The sequence below is a fragment of the Streptomyces sp. NPDC048521 genome (genome assembly GCF_043199855.1).
Lineage (GTDB): Bacteria > Actinomycetota > Actinomycetes > Streptomycetales > Streptomycetaceae > Streptomyces.
Genome location: NZ_JBICWR010000025.1, coordinates 40,576 through 57,262, shown reverse-complemented (window position 1 = coordinate 57,262; position 16,687 = coordinate 40,576). Strand labels below are relative to the sequence as shown.

Genomic DNA, 16,687 nt, shown 5'->3' with positions numbered 1-16,687 from the left:
TCACGCAGTACGACACGAAAGTTCTCACGGTCATGTCTTCTGAGACCACTGGTGCCAGCTACGCGAGCGCGGGCGTCGACATCGAGGCGGGCGACCGCGCCGTCGAACTCATGAAGGAGTGGGTGAAGAAGACCCAGCGGCCCGAGGTCCTGGGCGGCCTCGGCGGCTTCGCCGGGCTCTTCGACGCCTCCGCCCTCAAGCGCTACGAGCGCCCGCTGCTCGCCTCCGCCACGGACGGCGTCGGCACGAAGGTCGACATCGCGCGCCGCCTGGGCGTCTACGACACCATCGGCCACGACCTGGTCGCCATGGTCATGGACGACATCGTGGTGTGCGGTGCCGAACCGCTGTTCATGACGGACTACATCTGCGTCGGCAAGGTCCACCCCGAACGGGTCGCCGCCATCGTGAAGGGCATCGCGGAGGGCTGTGTGCTGGCCGGATGCGCCCTGGTGGGCGGTGAGACGGCCGAACACCCCGGCCTGCTGGGCGAGGACGACTTCGACGTCGCCGGCGCCGGTACGGGCGTCGTGGAGGCCGACCGGCTGCTGGGCGCGGATCGTATCCGCAAGGGTGACGCGGTGATCGCCATGGCGGCCTCCGGTCTTCACTCGAACGGATACTCCCTGGTCCGCCACGTCCTGCTGGAGCGCGCGGGCCTGGCCCTGGAGGCGGAGATCGCGGAGCTGGGCCGCACCCTCGGCGAGGAGCTGCTGGAGCCCACGAAGATCTACTCGCTGGACTGCCTGGCGCTGACGCGCACCGCCGAGGTGCACGCCTTCAGCCACATCACCGGCGGCGGACTCGCGGCCAATCTGGCCCGGGTGATCCCGGACGACCTGCACGCCGTGGTCGACCGCACCACCTGGACCCCGGGCGCCGTCTTCGACCTGGTCGGGAAGACCGGGAACGTCGAGCGCCTGGAGCTGGAGAAGACCCTCAACATGGGCGTCGGCATGATCGCGATCGTCCCGGAGGAGTCCACCGACGTGGCCCTCGCGACGCTGGCCGACCGAGGTGTCGAGGCGTGGGTCGCGGGTGAGATCACCGACCGGGGTGACAAGGAGACCGGCGCGGAGCTGGTGGGGGACTACGCCGCCTGACCGCGCGGACAGCACAGAAGCCGGTCGGTGGCAGTGCCACCGACCGGTCTGGTCAAAACAAAGTCAAGCCCCGCGACGGTGCTGTGAGGGACCTTGGTCCTCGTCCTCGTCGTCGTCCTCATAGAGGTCGGCGTAGCGAGAGTACAGGTCGTCGTCGTCATGCTCATCGTCCGCGAAACGGTCGCCGTTCGGCGACTGGTTCGACGTCGATGCGCCCAGCTCCTCGGCCAGGCGTGAGAGGTCCGTCCCACCGCTGTTGTACTTCAGCTGGCGGGCGACCTTCGTCTGCTTGGCCTTGGCCCGGCCGCGCCCCATGGCTCGACCCCCTCAACGACGGGGCTCGACGGCCCCAGAGTCTGACACGCGTTCATGATCTGGAACGGACTCTCCATGGAGAGGCCGGTCCGTAGGGCTTCCACGGTACCTGAGCCCGCGCCCATACGGTACGTCGCCCGCAGCACGCGCGTGTGCCCAGGACCTTCGAGGCGCCCTGTCCTCGCTGGTCAGTGGCGATTTTAACCACTTATCGGGGAACGACCCGCCGGGGGAAGTGAGAGTTCTCTCTAAGTTCCCGCCGACGGGTACCGCTCACCTGTGCGATCGGACGCCCGGTCGGGGTCCTGCGCGGCCCGGCTCAGCGTGCCGTGCGGGCCTCGGCCATCCGCTGCTCGGCGATCCGGTCGGCCGCGGCGGCCGGCGGAATCCCGTCATCCTTCGCACGTGCGAATATGGCCAGCGTGGTGTCGAAGATCTTCGCCGCCTTCGCCTTGCACCGGTCGAAGTCGAACCCGTGCAGCTCGTCGGCCACCTGGATGACCCCGCCGGCGTTCACCACGTAGTCCGGCGCGTAGAGGATCCCGCGGTCGGCGAGGTCCTTCTCCACGCCCGGGTGGGCGAGCTGGTTGTTGGCCGCGCCGCAGACCACCTTGGCGGTGAGCACCGGCACGGAGAGGTCGTTCAGGGCGCCGCCCAGGGCGCAGGGGGCGTAGATGTCGAGCCCCTCGACGCGGATCAGCGCCTCGGTGTCGGCGACGGCCGTCACGCCTTCGGGGTACTGGTCGACGATCCGCTGGACGGCGTCCGCGCGCACGTCCGTGACGACGACCTCGGCACCCTCGTCGCGCAGATGCCGGACCAGGTGGTGGCCGACCTTGCCGACGCCGGCGATGCCGACCTTGCGGTCGCGCAGCGAGGGGTCGCCCCACAGGTGCTGCGCGGAGGCGCGCATGCCCTGGTAGACGCCGAAGGCGGTGAGTACGGAGGAGTCGCCGGCCCCGCCGTTCTCGGGGGAGCGCCCGGTGGTCCAGCGGCACTCGCGGGCGACGACGTCCATGTCGGCGACGTAGGTGCCGACGTCGCAGGCGGTGACGTAGCGCCCGCCGAGCGAGGCGACCATGCGCCCGTAGGCGAGCAGCAGCTCCTCGGTCTTGTCGCGCTCCGGGTCGCCGATGATCACGGCCTTGCCGCCGCCGTGGTCCAGTCCGGCCATGGCGTTCTTGTACGACATCCCGCGCGCGAGGTTGAGGGCGTCGGCGACGGCCTCGGCCTCGGTCGCGTAGGGGTAGAAGCGGGTGCCGCCCAGGGCCGGTCCCAGGGCGGTGGAGTGGAGGGCGATCACGGCCTTCAGACCGGTCGCTCGGTCCTGACAGAGCACGACCTGCTCATGGCCGCCCTGGTCCGAGTGGAACAGGGAGTGCAGGACATCAGCAGGTGCGCCGGTTACGTCGGTCACTGTGGTGACTCCTGTGTAAGTAGCGGCGGGTGGGGCTCAGCCCCCGTGCGGGTGGCGGGTGCTGGGGCATGAGCGTAGAGCCTCCGCACGACCACCATCCGCGCAGTGTTAAGGATCACTCTCCCGTGCCCTCCACGCACGCATGACCGTGGCACGATTTGCAGTGGTTTCGAGCCGGATCCGATGGGGAGGGAGCAGGCGTGCCCAAGGTGTCCTCCGTGGTCGTCCCTTACGCCGCGTATCTGCGCGTGTACGAGCCGCTGGGCGCCTTCCCGGAGCCGGAGCGCGGCCACTGGGCGCGCTACGCCCGCCGCCCCGACCGCCCCTCCTACCAGGACGAACTGCGCCGTTCGCTCGCCGACCTGCTGCCCACCCCGCCGATCGCGGTACCGGTGCACGAGAGCGGGGACGCGTTCGTGCTGGAGGTCGACGGGGTGACCTGTGTGTGCCCCTGGCGGACCCGGCTGCGCGGCTGGCAGGCCCTCGGCGAACTCGCGGAGGAGCTGCCCCCGCCGGTGCTGGACGCGGTGCTGCCGCCGGTGGTGCGGCTCCAGGCCGCCCAGGACTACGAGCGCTGGCTGGCCCGCAACCCCGATGCCCGCCCCTGGATCCGCACGGCGACCTGGCAGGTGCCGCTGAACTGGTTCGTGCTGGTCTCCGACGACGAGCGCCGGTACGACAAGGGGACCGCCGAGGTGCCCCCGGTGCTGCGGTACCGCACGCCCATGGTGCAGGCCCGCCGCCGGGTGGCGCGGGCGCTGCGCACGCTGAAGGACACCGTCGAGGAGGGCCCGCTGATCGACGGGCTGGTGGACGTCGGCCGCTGGCTGGAGGAGTTCCACCCGCGCTCGCTGGTGGAGCTGGACTACGGCGGCCTGGTGCATGTGCTGCCGGCCGGTGAGCTGGAGGGCGATCACTCGGCGGCGGATGTGGCCGACGGTGTCGAGGCGCTGCGCCGGGGCGACGGGGCGGCGGCCGGAGAGGCCTACGGGCGGCTCGTGGAGCGGTGGCGGGCGGTACGGGACCGACGATCGGCCAACTGACGAACTGACGTTTCAACAGAAACACCGAAAAGGTGACCTAGGTCACAGCTGAGACGTCGTCGAACAGCGTACGGTCAACGGCACTTCACCAGTTGATGGGACGTTGGTCCCGATCCGGGCTTTTGCGTCCAGGATGGCTGAAGCGTGATGGACCGCACGTACTGGGCCCTTGCGCCTCTTGCCCCTCCTCATGCCAAAATAGGACAAGGAGCCCGGGGAGGGCTCCGTCCGCCCAGCTATGCGCCATTGTGGGCGGAATCTCCGCATTGCATGCTTTGGGGGGTCTGGTGACTCCTGATCGTCCTGTGACTGATCGTCACAGTGGCGTGACTGTCCGCTATGGCATGGTCCATCGGCTTCCGTCGCTGATGAACACCTGGGAGGGCAATTCCATCGGTTTGGCCGACCGGGCTGGACAGATGGTGTAGTTGTAGTGCCGAGGACAAGCCGTTCGTCCTATAACCGACTCGACTCGCGTCCGCCATTTCGGGCAACGCGGGTCAAGGTGCAGAATTTAGAGGAAAGAACCGAGAAGGTTCGGTTCTCCCGAGGAGGCCGCTCATGACCGCTCGCACCCCTGATGCCGAGCCGCTGCTGACCCCGGCTGAGGTCGCCACCATGTTCCGCGTCGACCCCAAGACGGTCACGCGGTGGGCGAAGGCCGGCAAGCTCACGTCCATCCGTACGCTCGGCGGGCACCGCCGTTACCGCGAGGCCGAGGTCCGCGCTCTGCTCGCGGGCATTCCGCAGCAGCGCAGCGAGGCCTGACAACTGAAAACGGGCGATACGGCTGGTTCCCCCAACCCGCCAAGGCGCCCGAAACCCTAGCTCCAAGCGACGCGGGACCTGCCCCAACAGGGCCCTCGCCCAAGCCGAAGAGAACGTTGTAGGCAGCGACACAGGGTGCGTCGTGGATCGCGCTGGACTCCGCCGAGTCCAGCGCGATCTTTTTTGTGCGCTGGTCGCGGCCGTGCGGGCCCCGCTGTGAGCGGGCTTGTCGGAGTCTGGGGAGGGGTGTCGGAAGCCCTGTGGGTGGCCTCTGGGTCAGGTGCAATTGCACATATTAAATTGACCAGTTGTATGACGGGGGTAAATGCCACCTCTGCAAAAAGTCATGCGGTGACTCCCGTCACACGCCGGGCCGCTTGTTGCCCGTGGCTCCGGTGCGCTAGTGGAAGCAGGTGTTCCAGCGTCCCACGCCCCGACCGGGGTTGGCGCCACCGTCGGTCACGCGCTGCGGGGACCTTCGTCCTCGACGGCGTCTTCGCTCGTGTCCTGGGGCCGGGGGCCGGCGTCCATCGCCAGCCGCTGCAGGCGATGACAGATGGGGCAGTGGCGGGTGAGATGCCGGTAGGACGAGGCGGCCGACAGATGCGCCCTCAGGAGCGCCCGCGTCTCGTGCCTGGCCGATGCCGCCATACGCCACCTCCAGGGGCCGCACAGGAGGAACGGGCCCTGTTCTCTGGGTACCGGCGGACCGTGACGCCGTCAAGGGCGCAGGCGGCTGTGCGGACGACGCGGAAGGGCCCCGGCGGGGCGGTTGTCCCTGGGGTCCTGACGGGATGCGCTGCATCCGTTGGCGGCTCCGCCGCGGGCGCGGCCGCCACCTCGACAGCTCGGCGAGCACCCGGAGGTGGCGGGACATGAGTGAGGCCCGCAATCCCTTGCCGGGCGCGGGCCTCACTCGATATATGCGGTCCTGACGGGATTTGAACCCGCGGCCTCCACCTTGACAGGGTGGCGAGCACTCCAAACTGCTCCACAGGACCAGGTTTCGCTGCGCTCGACTTGCTGTTTTGCGCTGCGAGAAGAGACTGTACAGGAGGTGAGCCGCCTGGTCGAACTCACCCCCCGTGCGTGAGCGGTTACGGAACCGCCGCGTCGATCGCCTTCACGATCCGCTTGTCGGAGACGGGGTACGCCGTGCCCAGCGCGTGGGCGAAATAGCTGACCCGCAGCTCCTCGATCATCCAGCGGATGTCCAGCACCGAGGTGGGGACGGGCCGTCCCTGCGGGAGCTGTTCCAGCAGCCAGGCGTACTCGTCCTGCATCTCGTGGACCTTCTCCATGCGCGTGGTGTCCCGCTGGACGTTCGTCGGCATCTGCTGCAGGCGACGGTCGGCGGCCACCAGGTAGCGCATGAGGTCGGGGAGCCGGCGTATGCCCGCCCACGTCACGAAGCCGGGCTTCACGAGGGCGTCCAGCTGCTTGCGGACGTCCGTCAGGTTCGCCAGCAGCGCCGGGCTGCCCACGGCCTTCAGACGGCGCTCACAGGCCTGCCAGGCCGCCAGAACCTGCTGTGTCTGGCCCACCGTGCGGACCGTCGTGTCCACGATCTCCGCGCGCACCTTGTCGTACAGCTTCCGGTACGACTCCTCGTCCCAGGCCGGCCCGCCGAAGTCCGCGATCAGCTTGTCCGCCGCGGCCATCGCGCAGTCGTCGAACAGCGCCTGGATGGAGCCGTGCGGGTTGGCCGACAGGGCGAGCTTCTGGGCGTTCGTCAGCTTCTCCGAGGCGAACTTCGCCGGATTCACCGGGATGTTGCGCAGGATCAGCCGGCGGGTGCCCTTCCACATGGCCTCGGACTGTTCCTCCTCGGTGTCGAAGAGGCGGACCGAGACCGTGTCGCCGTCGTCCACCAGCGCCGGGTACGCCTTCACCGGCTGGCCGGCCCGGCGGGTCTCGAAGACGCGGGTGAGCGTGCCGATCGTCCAGTCGGTCAGGCCCTTGCGCTCCAGCGACTCGCCGCCCTCCCGGGTCGCGGTCGCGGCCGCCGCCTGGGAGAGCGCCTTGCGCGCCTTCGGCTTCAGCCGCAGCTTCAGTGCCTGCAGGTCCTTGTCCTCGGCCAGCTTCCGGCGCCGCTCGTCGACGATACGGAAGGTGATCTTCAGGTGGTCCGGCACCTTCGCCCAGTCGAAGTCGTCCGCCTCGAAGGGGACGCCGACCATGCGCTTCAGCTCGCGCGCCATCGTCACGGTGAGCGGCTCCTGGAGGGGCGCCGCCTTCTCCAGGAACGCCTTCGCGTAGTTCGGCGCGGGCACGTAGTTGCGGCGGATCGGCTTGGGCAGGGAGCGGATCAGCTCCGTCACGACCTCCTCGCGCAGGCCCGGGATCTGCCAGTCGAAGCCCTCGTCGGTGACCTGGTTGAGGACCTGGAGGGGGATGTGCACGGTCACGCCGTCGGCGTCCGCGCCCGGCTCGAACTGGTACGTCACCCGGAACTTCAGCTGCCCCTGCCGCCAGGTGTCCGGGTAGTCGGCCTTGGTGACCGCCTCCGCCGACTCCCGGATGAGCATCTCCCGCTCGAAGTCCAGGAAGTCCGGCTGCTCGTGCCGCTTCCGCTTCCACCAGGAGTCGAAGTGGGCACCGGAGACGACGTGTTGGGGCACCCGCTGGTCGTAGAAGTCGAACAGCGTCTCGTCGTCGACCACGATGTCCCGGCGCCGGGCGCGGTGCTCCAGCTCCTCGACCTCGCTGAGGAGTCTGCGGTTGTCCGCGAAGAACTTGTGGTGCGTACGCCAGTCGCCCTCGACCAGCGCGTTGCGGATGAACAGCTCGCGGCTGACCTCGGGATCGATGCGGCCGTAGTTCACCTTCCGCTGGGCGACGATCGGGACGCCGTACAGCGTGACCTTCTCGTACGCCATCACGGCCGCCTGGTCCTTCTCCCAGTGCGGTTCGCTGTAGGTCCGCTTGAGCAGGTGCTCGGCGAGCGGTTCGACCCACTCGGGCTCGATCTTGGCGTTGACCCGCGCCCAGAGCCGTGAGGTCTCCACCAGCTCGGCCGACATCACGAACTTCGGCTGCTTCCTGAACAGCGCGGAGCCCGGGAAGATCGCGAACTTGGCGCTGCGGGCGCCCAGGTACTCGTTCTTGGCGCCGTCCTTCACGTCCTTCATCCCGATGTGGGACAGGAGGCCGGCGAGGAGGGAGACGTGGATGCGGTCGCCGGGGACATCGTCCTCGTTGAGGTGCATGCCCATCTGCTTGGCCACCGTGCGCAGCTGGGTGTAGATGTCCTGCCACTCGCGGATGCGCAGGAAGTTCAGGTACTCCTGCTTGCACATCCGGCGGAAGGAGCTGGATCCGCGCTCCTTCTGCTGCTCGCGGACGTACCGCCACAGGTTGAGGTACGCCAGGAAGTCGCTGGTCTCGTCCTTGAAGCGGGCGTGCTGCTGGTCGGCCTGGGCCTGCTTGTCCGCCGGGCGCTCACGCGGGTCCTGGATGGACAGGGCGGCCGCGATCACCATGACCTCGCGGACACAGCCGTTCTTGTCGGCCTCCAGGACCATGCGGGCCAGGCGGGGGTCGACGGGCAGCTGGGCGAGCTTGCGCCCGGTGTCCGTCAGCCGCTTGCGCGGGTCCTTCTGGTCCGGGTCCAGTGCGCCCAGCTCCTGCAGCAGTTGCACGCCGTCGCGGATGTTGCGGTGGTCCGGCGGGTCGATGAAGGGGAACTTCTCGATGTCGCCGAGGCCGGCCGCGGTCATCTGCAGGATGACGGAGGCGAGGTTCGTACGGAGGATCTCCGCGTCCGTGAACTCCGGCCGGGCGAGGAAGTCGTCCTCGCTGTACAGCCGGATGCAGATGCCGTCGGACGTACGTCCGCAGCGGCCCTTGCGCTGGTTGGCGCTGGCCTGGGAGATCGGCTCGATGGGCAGCCGCTGGACCTTGGTGCGGTGGCTGTAGCGGCTGATCCGGGCGAAGCCCGGGTCGATCACGTACTTGATGCCCGGGACGGTCAGCGAGGTCTCGGCGACGTTGGTCGCCAGAACGATCCTGCGCCCGGTGTGCGGCTGGAAGACGCGGTGCTGCTCGGCGTGGGACAGCCGGGCGTAGAGCGGGAGTACCTCGGTGAACCTGTACTTCTTCTTCTCCAGCGCGTCCGCCGTGTCCCGGATCTCCCGCTCGCCGGAGAGGAAGACCAGGATGTCGCCCTTGCCCTCCGCCATCAGCTCCTCGACGGCATCCGTGATCGCGGTGATCTGGTCGCGGTCGGCGTCCTCGGAGTCCTGCTCCAGCAGGGGCCGGTAGCGCACCTCCACCGGGTACGTCCGCCCGCTGACCTCGATGATCGGGGCGTCGCCGAAGTGCCGGGAGAAGCGCTCGGGGTCGATGGTCGCCGAGGTGATGACGACCTTCAGGTCCGGCCGCTTCGGCAGCAGCTGGGCGAGATAGCCGAGCAGGAAGTCGATGTTGAGGGATCGCTCGTGGGCCTCGTCGATGATGATCGTGTCGTAGGCGCGCAGCTCGCGGTCGGTCTGGATCTCGGCGAGCAGGATGCCGTCCGTCATCAGCTTGATGAAGGTCGCGTCCTGGTTCACCTGGTCGGTGAAGCGGACCTTCCAGCCGACGGCCTCGCCGAGCGGGGTCCTCATCTCCTGCGCGACCCGCTCGGCGACGGTACGGGCGGCGATACGGCGGGGCTGGGTGTGGCCGATCATGCCCCGGACGCCGCGTCCCAGCTCCAGGCAGATCTTCGGGATCTGCGTCGTCTTCCCGGAACCGGTCTCACCTGCGACGATGACGACCTGGTGATCGCGGATGGCGGCCGCGATCTCGTCCTTCTTCTGGCTGACGGGCAGCTGCTCGGGGTAGGTGACCGCGGGCACACGGGAGCGCCGCTCGGCCATCCGGGCCTCGGCCTTGCCGACCTCGGCGTCGATATCGGCGAGGACGGCGGCGCGGGCCTCCGGCTTACGGATCTTGCGCGCGCCCTCGAGCCGACGACCGAGCCGGTGCGCGTCGCGCAGCGACAACTCGGTCAGTCGGGGGGCGAGGGTGCCGAGGGCGGGGGCGGGATGCGTAGACATACGCGATCCAGGATCTCACCCCGCCCCAAAAACACGCGAACGATTTGACCGGGGCTCGCACCGGCCGACCCGAAGGGGCGCGGGACTGTGTCGACGGAGCTTCCGGCAGGAGAGATATGCACTGAATGGCCTAGCGTAATCCCTATGCCCGACTCGCCGCACGGAGAACACGGCCGTCCGCCCACCCGCGCGGAGCGCCTCGCGGCGTTCCGGGCGTCCCCCTTCCTCCCCGCCACCGTCCTGCTGCTGATCGTGGCCGCCGCTGCCGGTCTCTTCGCCGGTTCCTACACGTACGCCATGGCCAACCCGACCCCGCACAGCATCCCCACCGCCGTGACCGGCGCCTACCACGAGCCGGCCGCCCGGCGCTTCATCGGGGGGATGGAGCAGGCCCTGGACGCCTCGCTCAAGCTGCACCCGTACGCCGGCCGGCGGACGGCGGTGCGCGCGGTGGCCGAGCAGAAGGTGTTCGCGGTCTTCGAGGCGCGCCCCGGCGGTGGGGTGATCACCCTGGACGTGTCGGGGGCTTCGGGGTCGACGGTCGCCCAGCTGCTCGGCGAGGCGGCGCTGAAGGTGGGAAAGGCCACGGGCACACCGGTGGTCGTCCGCGACCTCAAGCCGCTGCAGAAGGGCGACCCGAGAGGTCTGGCGATCTTCTACATCTCACTCGCGGCCGTGATCATCGGCTTTGTCGGAGCCATCCAGCTCAGCGTTCACGCGCGCGAGCTGAACCCCATGGAGCGCATCGCCTTCATCGCCGCCTATGCCCTGCTCGGCGGGTTCGTGATCGCCGCGGTGGTGGACTGGCTGCTGGGGGCGCTCACGCTGCCGTTCGCGGAGTCCTGGCTGATCCTCGTCCTGACGATGTTCACCTCCGGCATGGTGTTCACGATGTTCAACACCCTCGTCGGGCGCTGGGCCATGCTGCCGACGTGGGGCCTGATGGTGCTGCTGGGCAACCCCTCGTCCGGGGGTGCCGTCTCCTGGCCGCTGCTGCCGTCCCCGCTCGGCACGATCGGCCGCTGGCTGCCCCCCGGTGCCTCGGTGAACGCCCAGCACACCGCGGTGTACTTCCGGGGCCACCAGCACGCCTTCCCGTTCCTGGTGCTGGCGGGCTGGGCGGTCGTCTCCTGCGCGGTCTTCCTGATCTGGCGGCACCGGCACCCGGGCGGCCGCCCGACACACCGGGCCCACGCGGCCTAGGCCCGTCCGTCGCCTCCCCGGTCGCAGACGTTGCGCATCGCGAACGCCTTTTGCCCGGTGCCTACTTCGGCTGCGAGCTCGGCCGAGCACCCGCGCGTCCGTGCCACGGGACGCGTTGGTGTCACCGGGTGATGTCGCGGGCACGAAAAAGTCCCCCCCGAAAATCCTCGGAGGGGACTTTGCCCTGATGGGCAGCGGTGGCTGGGGCCGGGGTCGAACCGGCGACCTTCCGCTTTTCAGGCGGACGCTCGTACCAACTGAGCTACCCAGCCACGGTGTTTCACGTGAAACACCAGCGGTCCTGACGGGATTTGAACCCGCGGCCTCCACCTTGACAGGGTGGCGAGCACTCCAAACTGCTCCACAGGACCAAGCTTGTGTGCAACAGTGTCGCACACGATCTTGCGTGCCCCCAACGGGATTCGAACCCGTGCTACCGCCTTGAAAGGGCGGCGTCCTAGGCCGCTAGACGATGAGGGCTATCGGCCCGCCTGGGCGCTTCTCAGCGCGTCGGGGACGTGAGAAGCATATGGGATGGCGGGGGGTATCGCCAAAACCGTTTACGGAGTGCGGCGCGACGGCACCCCGGACGGGGTGGCGGAGGGCGTCGGGCTCGGGGACGTCTCGGGGCGGTTCTCGTCCGCGAGATGGCGGCTGACCTCGGCCGTCGTCAGCCCCAGGCCGCCCAGCTTGATCGCGTCCCAGGCCTGGAGGCGGCGGCTGTCGCGGTCGAAGTAGAGGATCGAGGCCTCGATGGGGGCGGGGTACTGGCGCTCCACCGCACGCAGGCCGCTGCCACCGGTGGAGCCCTCCATGCGCAGCCGGGTGCCGTACTTCAGCATCTCGGTGCCTTGGTGGTGCAGGTGGCCGCACAGCACCAGCGGGACCTCGCCGTCCGTCTCACGGGCGGCCGACGGTTCGTGGGCGATCGCCACGTCCGCCGGCGTGCCGGCCGCCCGCTGGTCGCGCAGGGCGCTGGCGAGCCGGTCGCCCGCCAGTTCCTCGGAGGCGTTGCCGCCGGGCACCGCCGAGCGGTCGGGGGTGAACTGCGGGTCGCCGATGCCCGCGAAGCGCAGGCCGCCGACCGTCTCAGCCCGGCCGTCGTCCAGGACGTGCACGTTCTTCATGCGCTCCAGGTAGCGCTGGGTGGTCCGGGAGTCGTGATTGCCCCGCACCCAGACGTACGGCACGCCCAGGTCCCCGATCGGGTCCAGGAATCCGTTCTCCGCCGCCGTGCCGTGATCCATCGTGTCGCCCGAGTCGACGATCACGTTCACCTTGTACTGCTTCACCAGCGAGGCGATGATCTTCCAGCTCGCCGGGTTCAGATGGATGTCCGACACGTGCAGGACCCGGATGGTGGAGGGGTCGGGCTGGTAGGCCGGGAGCGTGGACGTGACCTCGTAGAGCTTGGTCACGTTCGTCACCAGGCGGGCCAGCTCCTTCTGGTAGACGTCGAACTCGGTGACGATGCTGCGCGCGTTGCCGACCACGGACGGCGCCGAGCCGAGCAGCCCGGAGAACTTCGGCTCCAGGACCGACTTCGGGTTCCAGGTGGCGTACGCCGTCGCCGCCGAGGCGGCCAGCAGGGTCAGGGCCAGTCCACCGGCCGCGAGGGCCCGGCGCGGGCGGCGGTAGACGGCGAGGCCGAGGGCCGTGGCGCCGGAGACGACGGCGACGCAGGACCGTACGGCCAGGTCGAGCGTGCCGTGCTCGACGTCCTGGGCGACCTCGTCCTGGAGGCCGGAGAGCCGTTCCGGGTGGTCGACCAGGGCCTGTGAGCGGAGCGGGTCCAGCTGGTCGACGTTGACGTCCAGGCGGACGGGGGCGACATGGCTGTCCAGGGTCAGCGCGCCCAGCGGGGAGATATTGATCTTCGTGCCGCCGGTGAGGGAGGGGCGCAGCGCCATCGTCGTGTTCATCGGGCCGACCGGGGCGCGTACGTTGCCGACGATCAGCAGGCCCAGCCAGGCGCCGACGAGGACGACCGCCGTGAGGCCGAGGGCGCGGAGCCAGGGACGGGGACGCGCGGCGAGTTCCAGGGCGGGCAGCGTGGTCGTACGAGGGCGTAGGCGGTTCGGGGTCCGGTTCAGCATGCGGTTCAGGGCTGCGACGGGGACGCGGGCCATTGGTCCCGTATGCCCATGTCCCCGCGCGGATATGCGACGGCACACGCGCCTACCGCGGCCCCGTCCACGCGTACCGGACCATGACCTGTGCTGGAGATGACGCGCGCGGAGTTCGACGAGCTGGTCGCCGGCGCGCTCGACCTGATCCCGCGGAGCTGACGCGGCTCATGGAGCGGGCGCGCGGGTCGCCGGGAAGTCAGCCCCAGCCCAGTTGGTGCAGCCGTGCGTCCTCGATGCCGAAGTGGTGCGCCACCTCGTGGACGACCGTCACGGCCACTTCCTGGACCACGTCCTCCGTTGTCTCGCAGTAGCGCAGGGTCGGGCCCATGTAGATCGTGATGCGGTCCGGCAGCACGCCCGCGTACCACTCGCCGCGTTCCGTGAGCGGGGTCCCCTCGTACAGCCCCAGTAGCTCCGGGTCGTCGGCGGGCGGCTCGTCCTCCACGAAGACGGCCACGTTGTCCATGACCCGCGTCAGCTCCGGCGGGATCTGGTCCAGGGCCTCACTCACGAGTTCTTCGAACCTGTCGCGTGTCATCTCCAGCACAGTGCCATTGTCCGGGACGACCGGGCAGAGTGGGGGCCGGGCGGAACAGTTCCATGCCGGTCCGTGCGGCCCCGGCGTCACGCCCTCAGTGGTGGGTGGGGTTTCCAGCGGAGGGCGGGTCGATCGCCGATCCAGTGCGAGCGGCTCGGTCTGCCGGACCCACGCGTACGGGATGCGGCGGACGGCGCGGGTCGCGATGACTCGACGACGCCCGGCCGCATGCCCTCGGCCACGAGTGAGCCGGGCGTGAGGCACGGGTGAGCGCCGGTTGGAACGCGGCGCGTGTCCTCCTGCGGGCGACGGGAGTTGGGGAGGTTGACTCCCTTCCTTGCCCACCCCGGAGGTGGCCGCCGTGCGCCCCTTGTACGTACCCGTCCGTCTGGCCGTCACGGTGCTGGCCGTCGCCGCTGCCGCCGGCTGCGTGAACGTGGGTGACGACGCGGGCCGGGCCAGGCCCTCCCACTCGGCGGGGCAGCGCGGCGCTGAGGCACCGGACGGCGGTCCGGTGGACGGTGCGGGCGGCTTCGGGGACGACGGTGCGGCGGCCGACGGCAAGCACGGGCACGGCGGCAAGAAGAAGCCGGGGAAGTCGGTCTCGGCGTCGGCCACGCCGTCCGGGGCGGACAGCTCGTCCACGGCGCCGGCGAAGCCGGGGCAGACCGTCAGGCCCGGGGACCCGGCGCCGACCGAGGAGCAGCCGACGTCCCCGCCCAGCTCCGCCCCGCCCGAGCCGCCGGCCTCCACCCCGCCGCCCCCGCCCCCCTCCGAGCCCCCGTCGGCCGAGCCGTCCTCCTCGGCGCACGAGGAGACGGGGCCGCAGCTGGTCCAGCGGGAACCGGCGCCCGCGGCGGGCATGGCGGTATGACGGCCGGGGGCGAGGTGCGGTGGGCGCCGGTGGATTCCGCCGTCGTGCTGAGCGCTGCCGCGACGGGAAAAGTCTCACTGAGCTGCGGCTACGGGGCTCGGTTTGCACTCAGGGGTGGTGGGTGCGTATGGTGGTAGATCGTTTGATCCCATTTGCCCGGCGCCACCACAGAGCGCGCCGTGTGGCGCGTACTCTCCCTTGCCGTGGCGGACCGCATTGAGGCGGTCGTGAGCGAATCACGGAGTTGACGGGCGCGTGCCGACGAGACTCCGGAAGGTTTCGCATTCGCATGTCCGTGTCCAGTACTGACCAGATCGTCGTGTCCGAGAACGAGAACGAACTCACCGACGTGACGACCGAGGTCACCGAGGCCCCCGAGGCCGCTGACACCCCCCAGACCACCTTTGCCGACCTCGGCCTCCCCGAGGGCATCGTGCGCAAGCTCGCACAGAACGGCGTGACCACCCCCTTCCCGATCCAGGCGGCGACCATCCCGGACGCCCTGACCGGCAAGGACATCCTCGGCCGCGGCCGCACCGGCTCCGGCAAGACCCTCTCCTTCGGTCTGCCGACCCTGGCCACGCTGGCCGGTGGCCGCACCCAGAAGCACAAGCCCCGCGCGGTCATCCTCACCCCGACCCGCGAGCTGGCCATGCAGGTGGCCGACGCCCTCCAGCCGTACGGCGACGTCCTCGGCCTGAAGATGAAGGTCGTCTGCGGCGGCACCTCGATGGGCAACCAGATCTACGCCCTCGAGCGCGGCGTCGACATCCTCGTCGCCACCCCGGGCCGCCTGCGCGACATCATCAACCGCGGCGCCTGCTCGCTGGAGGACGTGCAGATCGCCGTCCTGGACGAGGCCGACCAGATGTCCGACCTGGGCTTCCTGCCCGAGGTCACCGAACTGCTCGACCAGGTCCCGGCCGGCGGCCAGCGGATGCTCTTCTCCGCCACGATGGAGAACGAGATCAAGACCCTCGTCGACCGCTACCTGAACGAGCCCGTCCTGCACGAGGTGGACGCGGCCCAGGGCGCGGTGACGACCATGTCGCACCACATCCTCATCGTGAAGCCCAAGGACAAGGCGCCGGTCACGGCCGCGATCGCCTCCCGCAAGGGCCGCACGATCATCTTCGTCCGCACCCAGCTGGGCGCCGACCGCGTCGCCGAGCAGCTGCGCGAGGCCGGCGTGAAGGCCGACGCGCTGCACGGCGGCATGACCCAGGGCGCCCGCACCCGCACCCTGGCCGACTTCAAGGACGGGTACGTCAACGTCCTGGTCGCCACGGACGTCGCCGCGCGCGGTATCCACGTCGACGGCATCGACCTGGTGCTGAACGTGGACCCGGCCGGTGACCACAAGGACTACCTGCACCGCGCCGGCCGCACCGCCCGCGCCGGCCGCACCGGCACGGTCGTCTCCCTCTCCCTGCCGCACCAGCGGCGCCAGATCTTCCGCCTCATGGAGGACGCCGGCGTCGACGCGGCCCGCCACATCATCCAGGGCGCCGGCGCCTTCGACCCGGAGGTCGCCGAGATCACCGGCGCCCGCTCCATGACCGAGGTCCAGGCCGAGTCCGCGAACAACGCCGCCCAGCAGGCCGAGCGCGATGTCGCCCAGCTCACCAAGCAGCTGGAGCGCGCCCAGCGCCGCGCCACCGAGCTGCGCGAGGAGGCCGACCGGCTGGTCGCCCGGGTCGCCCGCGAGCGCGGCGAGGACCCGGAGGCCGCGGTGGCCGAGGCCCAGGCGGCCGCGGCGGAGGCCGTGGTCGAGGCGTCCGTCGCCACCGAGCAGTCGGCGTCGCGCGAGACCGAGCGCGAGGAGCGCCCGGCGGCCTCGGCGCCGTACGAGCGCAAGGAGCGGCGCGGCTTCGACCGCCGGGACGACCGCGGCGAGCGGGGCTTCGAGCGGCGCGAGGACCGCGGCGACCGCGGTGGCCGTTCCTTCGAGCGGCGCGACGAGCGCCGTCCGTTCGACCGTGACCGCGAGCGGGGCTTCGAGCGCCGGGACGACCGGGGTGACCGTGGTGGCCGTTCCTTCGAGCGCCGCGACGACCGCCGTCCGTTCGACCGGGACCGTGACCGCGACCGTGGGTTCGAGCGCCGCGACGACCGCGGTGGCCGCTCCTTCGAGCGCCGGGACGACCGGGGTGACCGTGGTGGCCGTTCCTTCGAGCGGCGCGACGAGCGCCGTCCGTTCGACCGTGACCGCGAGCGGGGCTTCGAGCGCCGGGACGACCGGGGTGACCGTGGTG

12 protein-coding genes and 4 tRNA genes are annotated in these 16,687 nt (G+C 70.2%); 6 read left to right on the top strand and 10 right to left on the bottom strand.

What is annotated here, in order from left to right; translation table 11 throughout:
- Positions 1 to 32: 32 nt before the first annotated feature.
- Positions 33 to 1,103, top strand: a complete 1,071-nt coding sequence (gene purM, locus ACGFRF_RS37260) for a phosphoribosylformylglycinamidine cyclo-ligase (protein WP_393747802.1) — start codon at positions 33 to 35, stop codon at positions 1,101 to 1,103.
- Positions 1,104 to 1,166: 63 nt separating this feature from the next.
- Here the strand turns inward: purM and ACGFRF_RS37255 are convergent, their stop codons facing one another.
- Together ACGFRF_RS37255 and ACGFRF_RS37250 are read right to left on the bottom strand one after the other, a co-directional pair.
- Positions 1,167 to 1,418 (bottom strand): DUF3073 domain-containing protein, encoded by a 252-nt coding sequence (locus tag ACGFRF_RS37255; RefSeq protein WP_393747800.1) that lies wholly within the window; start codon positions 1,416 to 1,418, stop codon positions 1,167 to 1,169.
- Positions 1,419 to 1,737: 319 nt separating this feature from the next.
- Complete coding sequence (locus ACGFRF_RS37250; RefSeq protein ID WP_393747798.1) at positions 1,738 to 2,835, bottom strand: Leu/Phe/Val dehydrogenase; 1,098 nt, start codon at positions 2,833 to 2,835, stop codon at positions 1,738 to 1,740.
- A 200-nt stretch (positions 2,836 to 3,035) separates the two neighbouring features.
- Here ACGFRF_RS37250 and ACGFRF_RS37245 point away from each other — a divergent pair, with 200 nt between their 5' ends.
- On the top strand, positions 3,036 to 3,878 hold the full coding sequence (locus tag ACGFRF_RS37245) for a hypothetical protein (RefSeq protein WP_393747796.1): 843 nt from the start codon (positions 3,036 to 3,038) through the stop codon (positions 3,876 to 3,878).
- A gap of 561 nt (positions 3,879 to 4,439) precedes the next feature.
- Entirely contained in the window at positions 4,440 to 4,646 is a 207-nt protein-coding gene (gene bldC, locus ACGFRF_RS37240; RefSeq protein WP_003949541.1) for a developmental transcriptional regulator BldC, read from the top strand.
- A gap of 459 nt (positions 4,647 to 5,105) precedes the next feature.
- Here bldC and ACGFRF_RS37235 read toward each other — a convergent pair whose 3' ends face one another.
- The 3 genes from ACGFRF_RS37235 to hrpA form a co-directional block, all read right to left on the bottom strand.
- Complete coding sequence (locus ACGFRF_RS37235; RefSeq protein ID WP_393747794.1) at positions 5,106 to 5,297, bottom strand: DUF6274 family protein; 192 nt, start codon at positions 5,295 to 5,297, stop codon at positions 5,106 to 5,108.
- Positions 5,298 to 5,572: 275 nt separating this feature from the next.
- Positions 5,573 to 5,647, bottom strand: a tRNA-Asp gene (locus ACGFRF_RS37230).
- Positions 5,648 to 5,743: 96 nt separating this feature from the next.
- Positions 5,744 to 9,688 (bottom strand): ATP-dependent RNA helicase HrpA, encoded by a 3,945-nt coding sequence (hrpA, locus tag ACGFRF_RS37225; protein WP_393747792.1) that lies wholly within the window; start codon positions 9,686 to 9,688, stop codon positions 5,744 to 5,746.
- 144 nt (positions 9,689 to 9,832) lie between these two features.
- On the opposite strand from hrpA, the gene ACGFRF_RS37220 reads away from it, so the two are divergent.
- On the top strand, positions 9,833 to 10,891 hold the full coding sequence (locus ACGFRF_RS37220; RefSeq protein ID WP_393747790.1) for an ABC transporter permease: 1,059 nt from the start codon (positions 9,833 to 9,835) through the stop codon (positions 10,889 to 10,891).
- Positions 10,892 to 11,089: 198 nt separating this feature from the next.
- Here the strand turns inward: ACGFRF_RS37220 and ACGFRF_RS37215 are convergent.
- From ACGFRF_RS37215 to ACGFRF_RS37195, 5 genes are all read right to left on the bottom strand, one after another.
- Positions 11,090 to 11,163 (bottom strand) — tRNA-Phe (locus ACGFRF_RS37215).
- A 24-nt stretch (positions 11,164 to 11,187) separates the two neighbouring features.
- Positions 11,188 to 11,262, bottom strand: a tRNA-Asp gene (locus ACGFRF_RS37210).
- 36 nt (positions 11,263 to 11,298) lie between these two features.
- Positions 11,299 to 11,371: transfer RNA gene (locus ACGFRF_RS37205), tRNA-Glu, on the bottom strand.
- Between the two features lie 80 nt (positions 11,372 to 11,451).
- The gene (locus ACGFRF_RS37200) at positions 11,452 to 13,020 is read right to left on the bottom strand and encodes a metallophosphoesterase (protein ID WP_393747788.1); all 1,569 of its coding nucleotides are present in this window, start codon (positions 13,018 to 13,020) and stop codon (positions 11,452 to 11,454) included.
- Between the two features lie 196 nt (positions 13,021 to 13,216).
- Positions 13,217 to 13,567 (bottom strand): metallopeptidase family protein, encoded by a 351-nt coding sequence (locus tag ACGFRF_RS37195; protein ID WP_393747786.1) that lies wholly within the window; start codon positions 13,565 to 13,567, stop codon positions 13,217 to 13,219.
- Positions 13,568 to 13,919: 352 nt separating this feature from the next.
- Here ACGFRF_RS37195 and ACGFRF_RS37190 point away from each other — a divergent pair, with 352 nt between their 5' ends.
- A complete protein-coding gene (locus tag ACGFRF_RS37190) occupies positions 13,920 to 14,432 on the top strand; it encodes a hypothetical protein (protein WP_393747867.1) in 513 nt (170 codons plus the stop codon).
- A 289-nt stretch (positions 14,433 to 14,721) separates the two neighbouring features.
- Positions 14,722 to 16,687 (top strand): DEAD/DEAH box helicase (locus tag ACGFRF_RS37185; RefSeq protein WP_393747784.1); only part of this gene is annotated, 1,966 nt, incomplete at its 3' end.

Bases quoted from the DNA above. Each gene is read 5' to 3' on its own strand.
- purM (WP_393747802.1), top strand. From the start codon at position 33: ATGTCTTCTGAGACCACTGGTGCCAGCTACGCGAGCGCGGGCGTCGAC.
- ACGFRF_RS37255 (WP_393747800.1), bottom strand. From the start codon at position 1,418: ATGGGGCGCGGCCGGGCCAAGGCCAAGCAGACGAAGGTCGCCCGCCAG.
- bldC (WP_003949541.1), top strand. From the start codon at position 4,440: ATGACCGCTCGCACCCCTGATGCCGAGCCGCTGCTGACCCCGGCTGAG.
- ACGFRF_RS37235 (WP_393747794.1), bottom strand. From the start codon at position 5,297: ATGGCGGCATCGGCCAGGCACGAGACGCGGGCGCTCCTGAGGGCGCAT.
- hrpA (WP_393747792.1), bottom strand. From the start codon at position 9,688: ATGTCTACGCATCCCGCCCCCGCCCTCGGCACCCTCGCCCCCCGACTG.
- ACGFRF_RS37220 (WP_393747790.1), top strand. From the start codon at position 9,833: ATGCCCGACTCGCCGCACGGAGAACACGGCCGTCCGCCCACCCGCGCG.
- ACGFRF_RS37200 (WP_393747788.1), bottom strand. From the start codon at position 13,020: ATGGCCCGCGTCCCCGTCGCAGCCCTGAACCGCATGCTGAACCGGACC.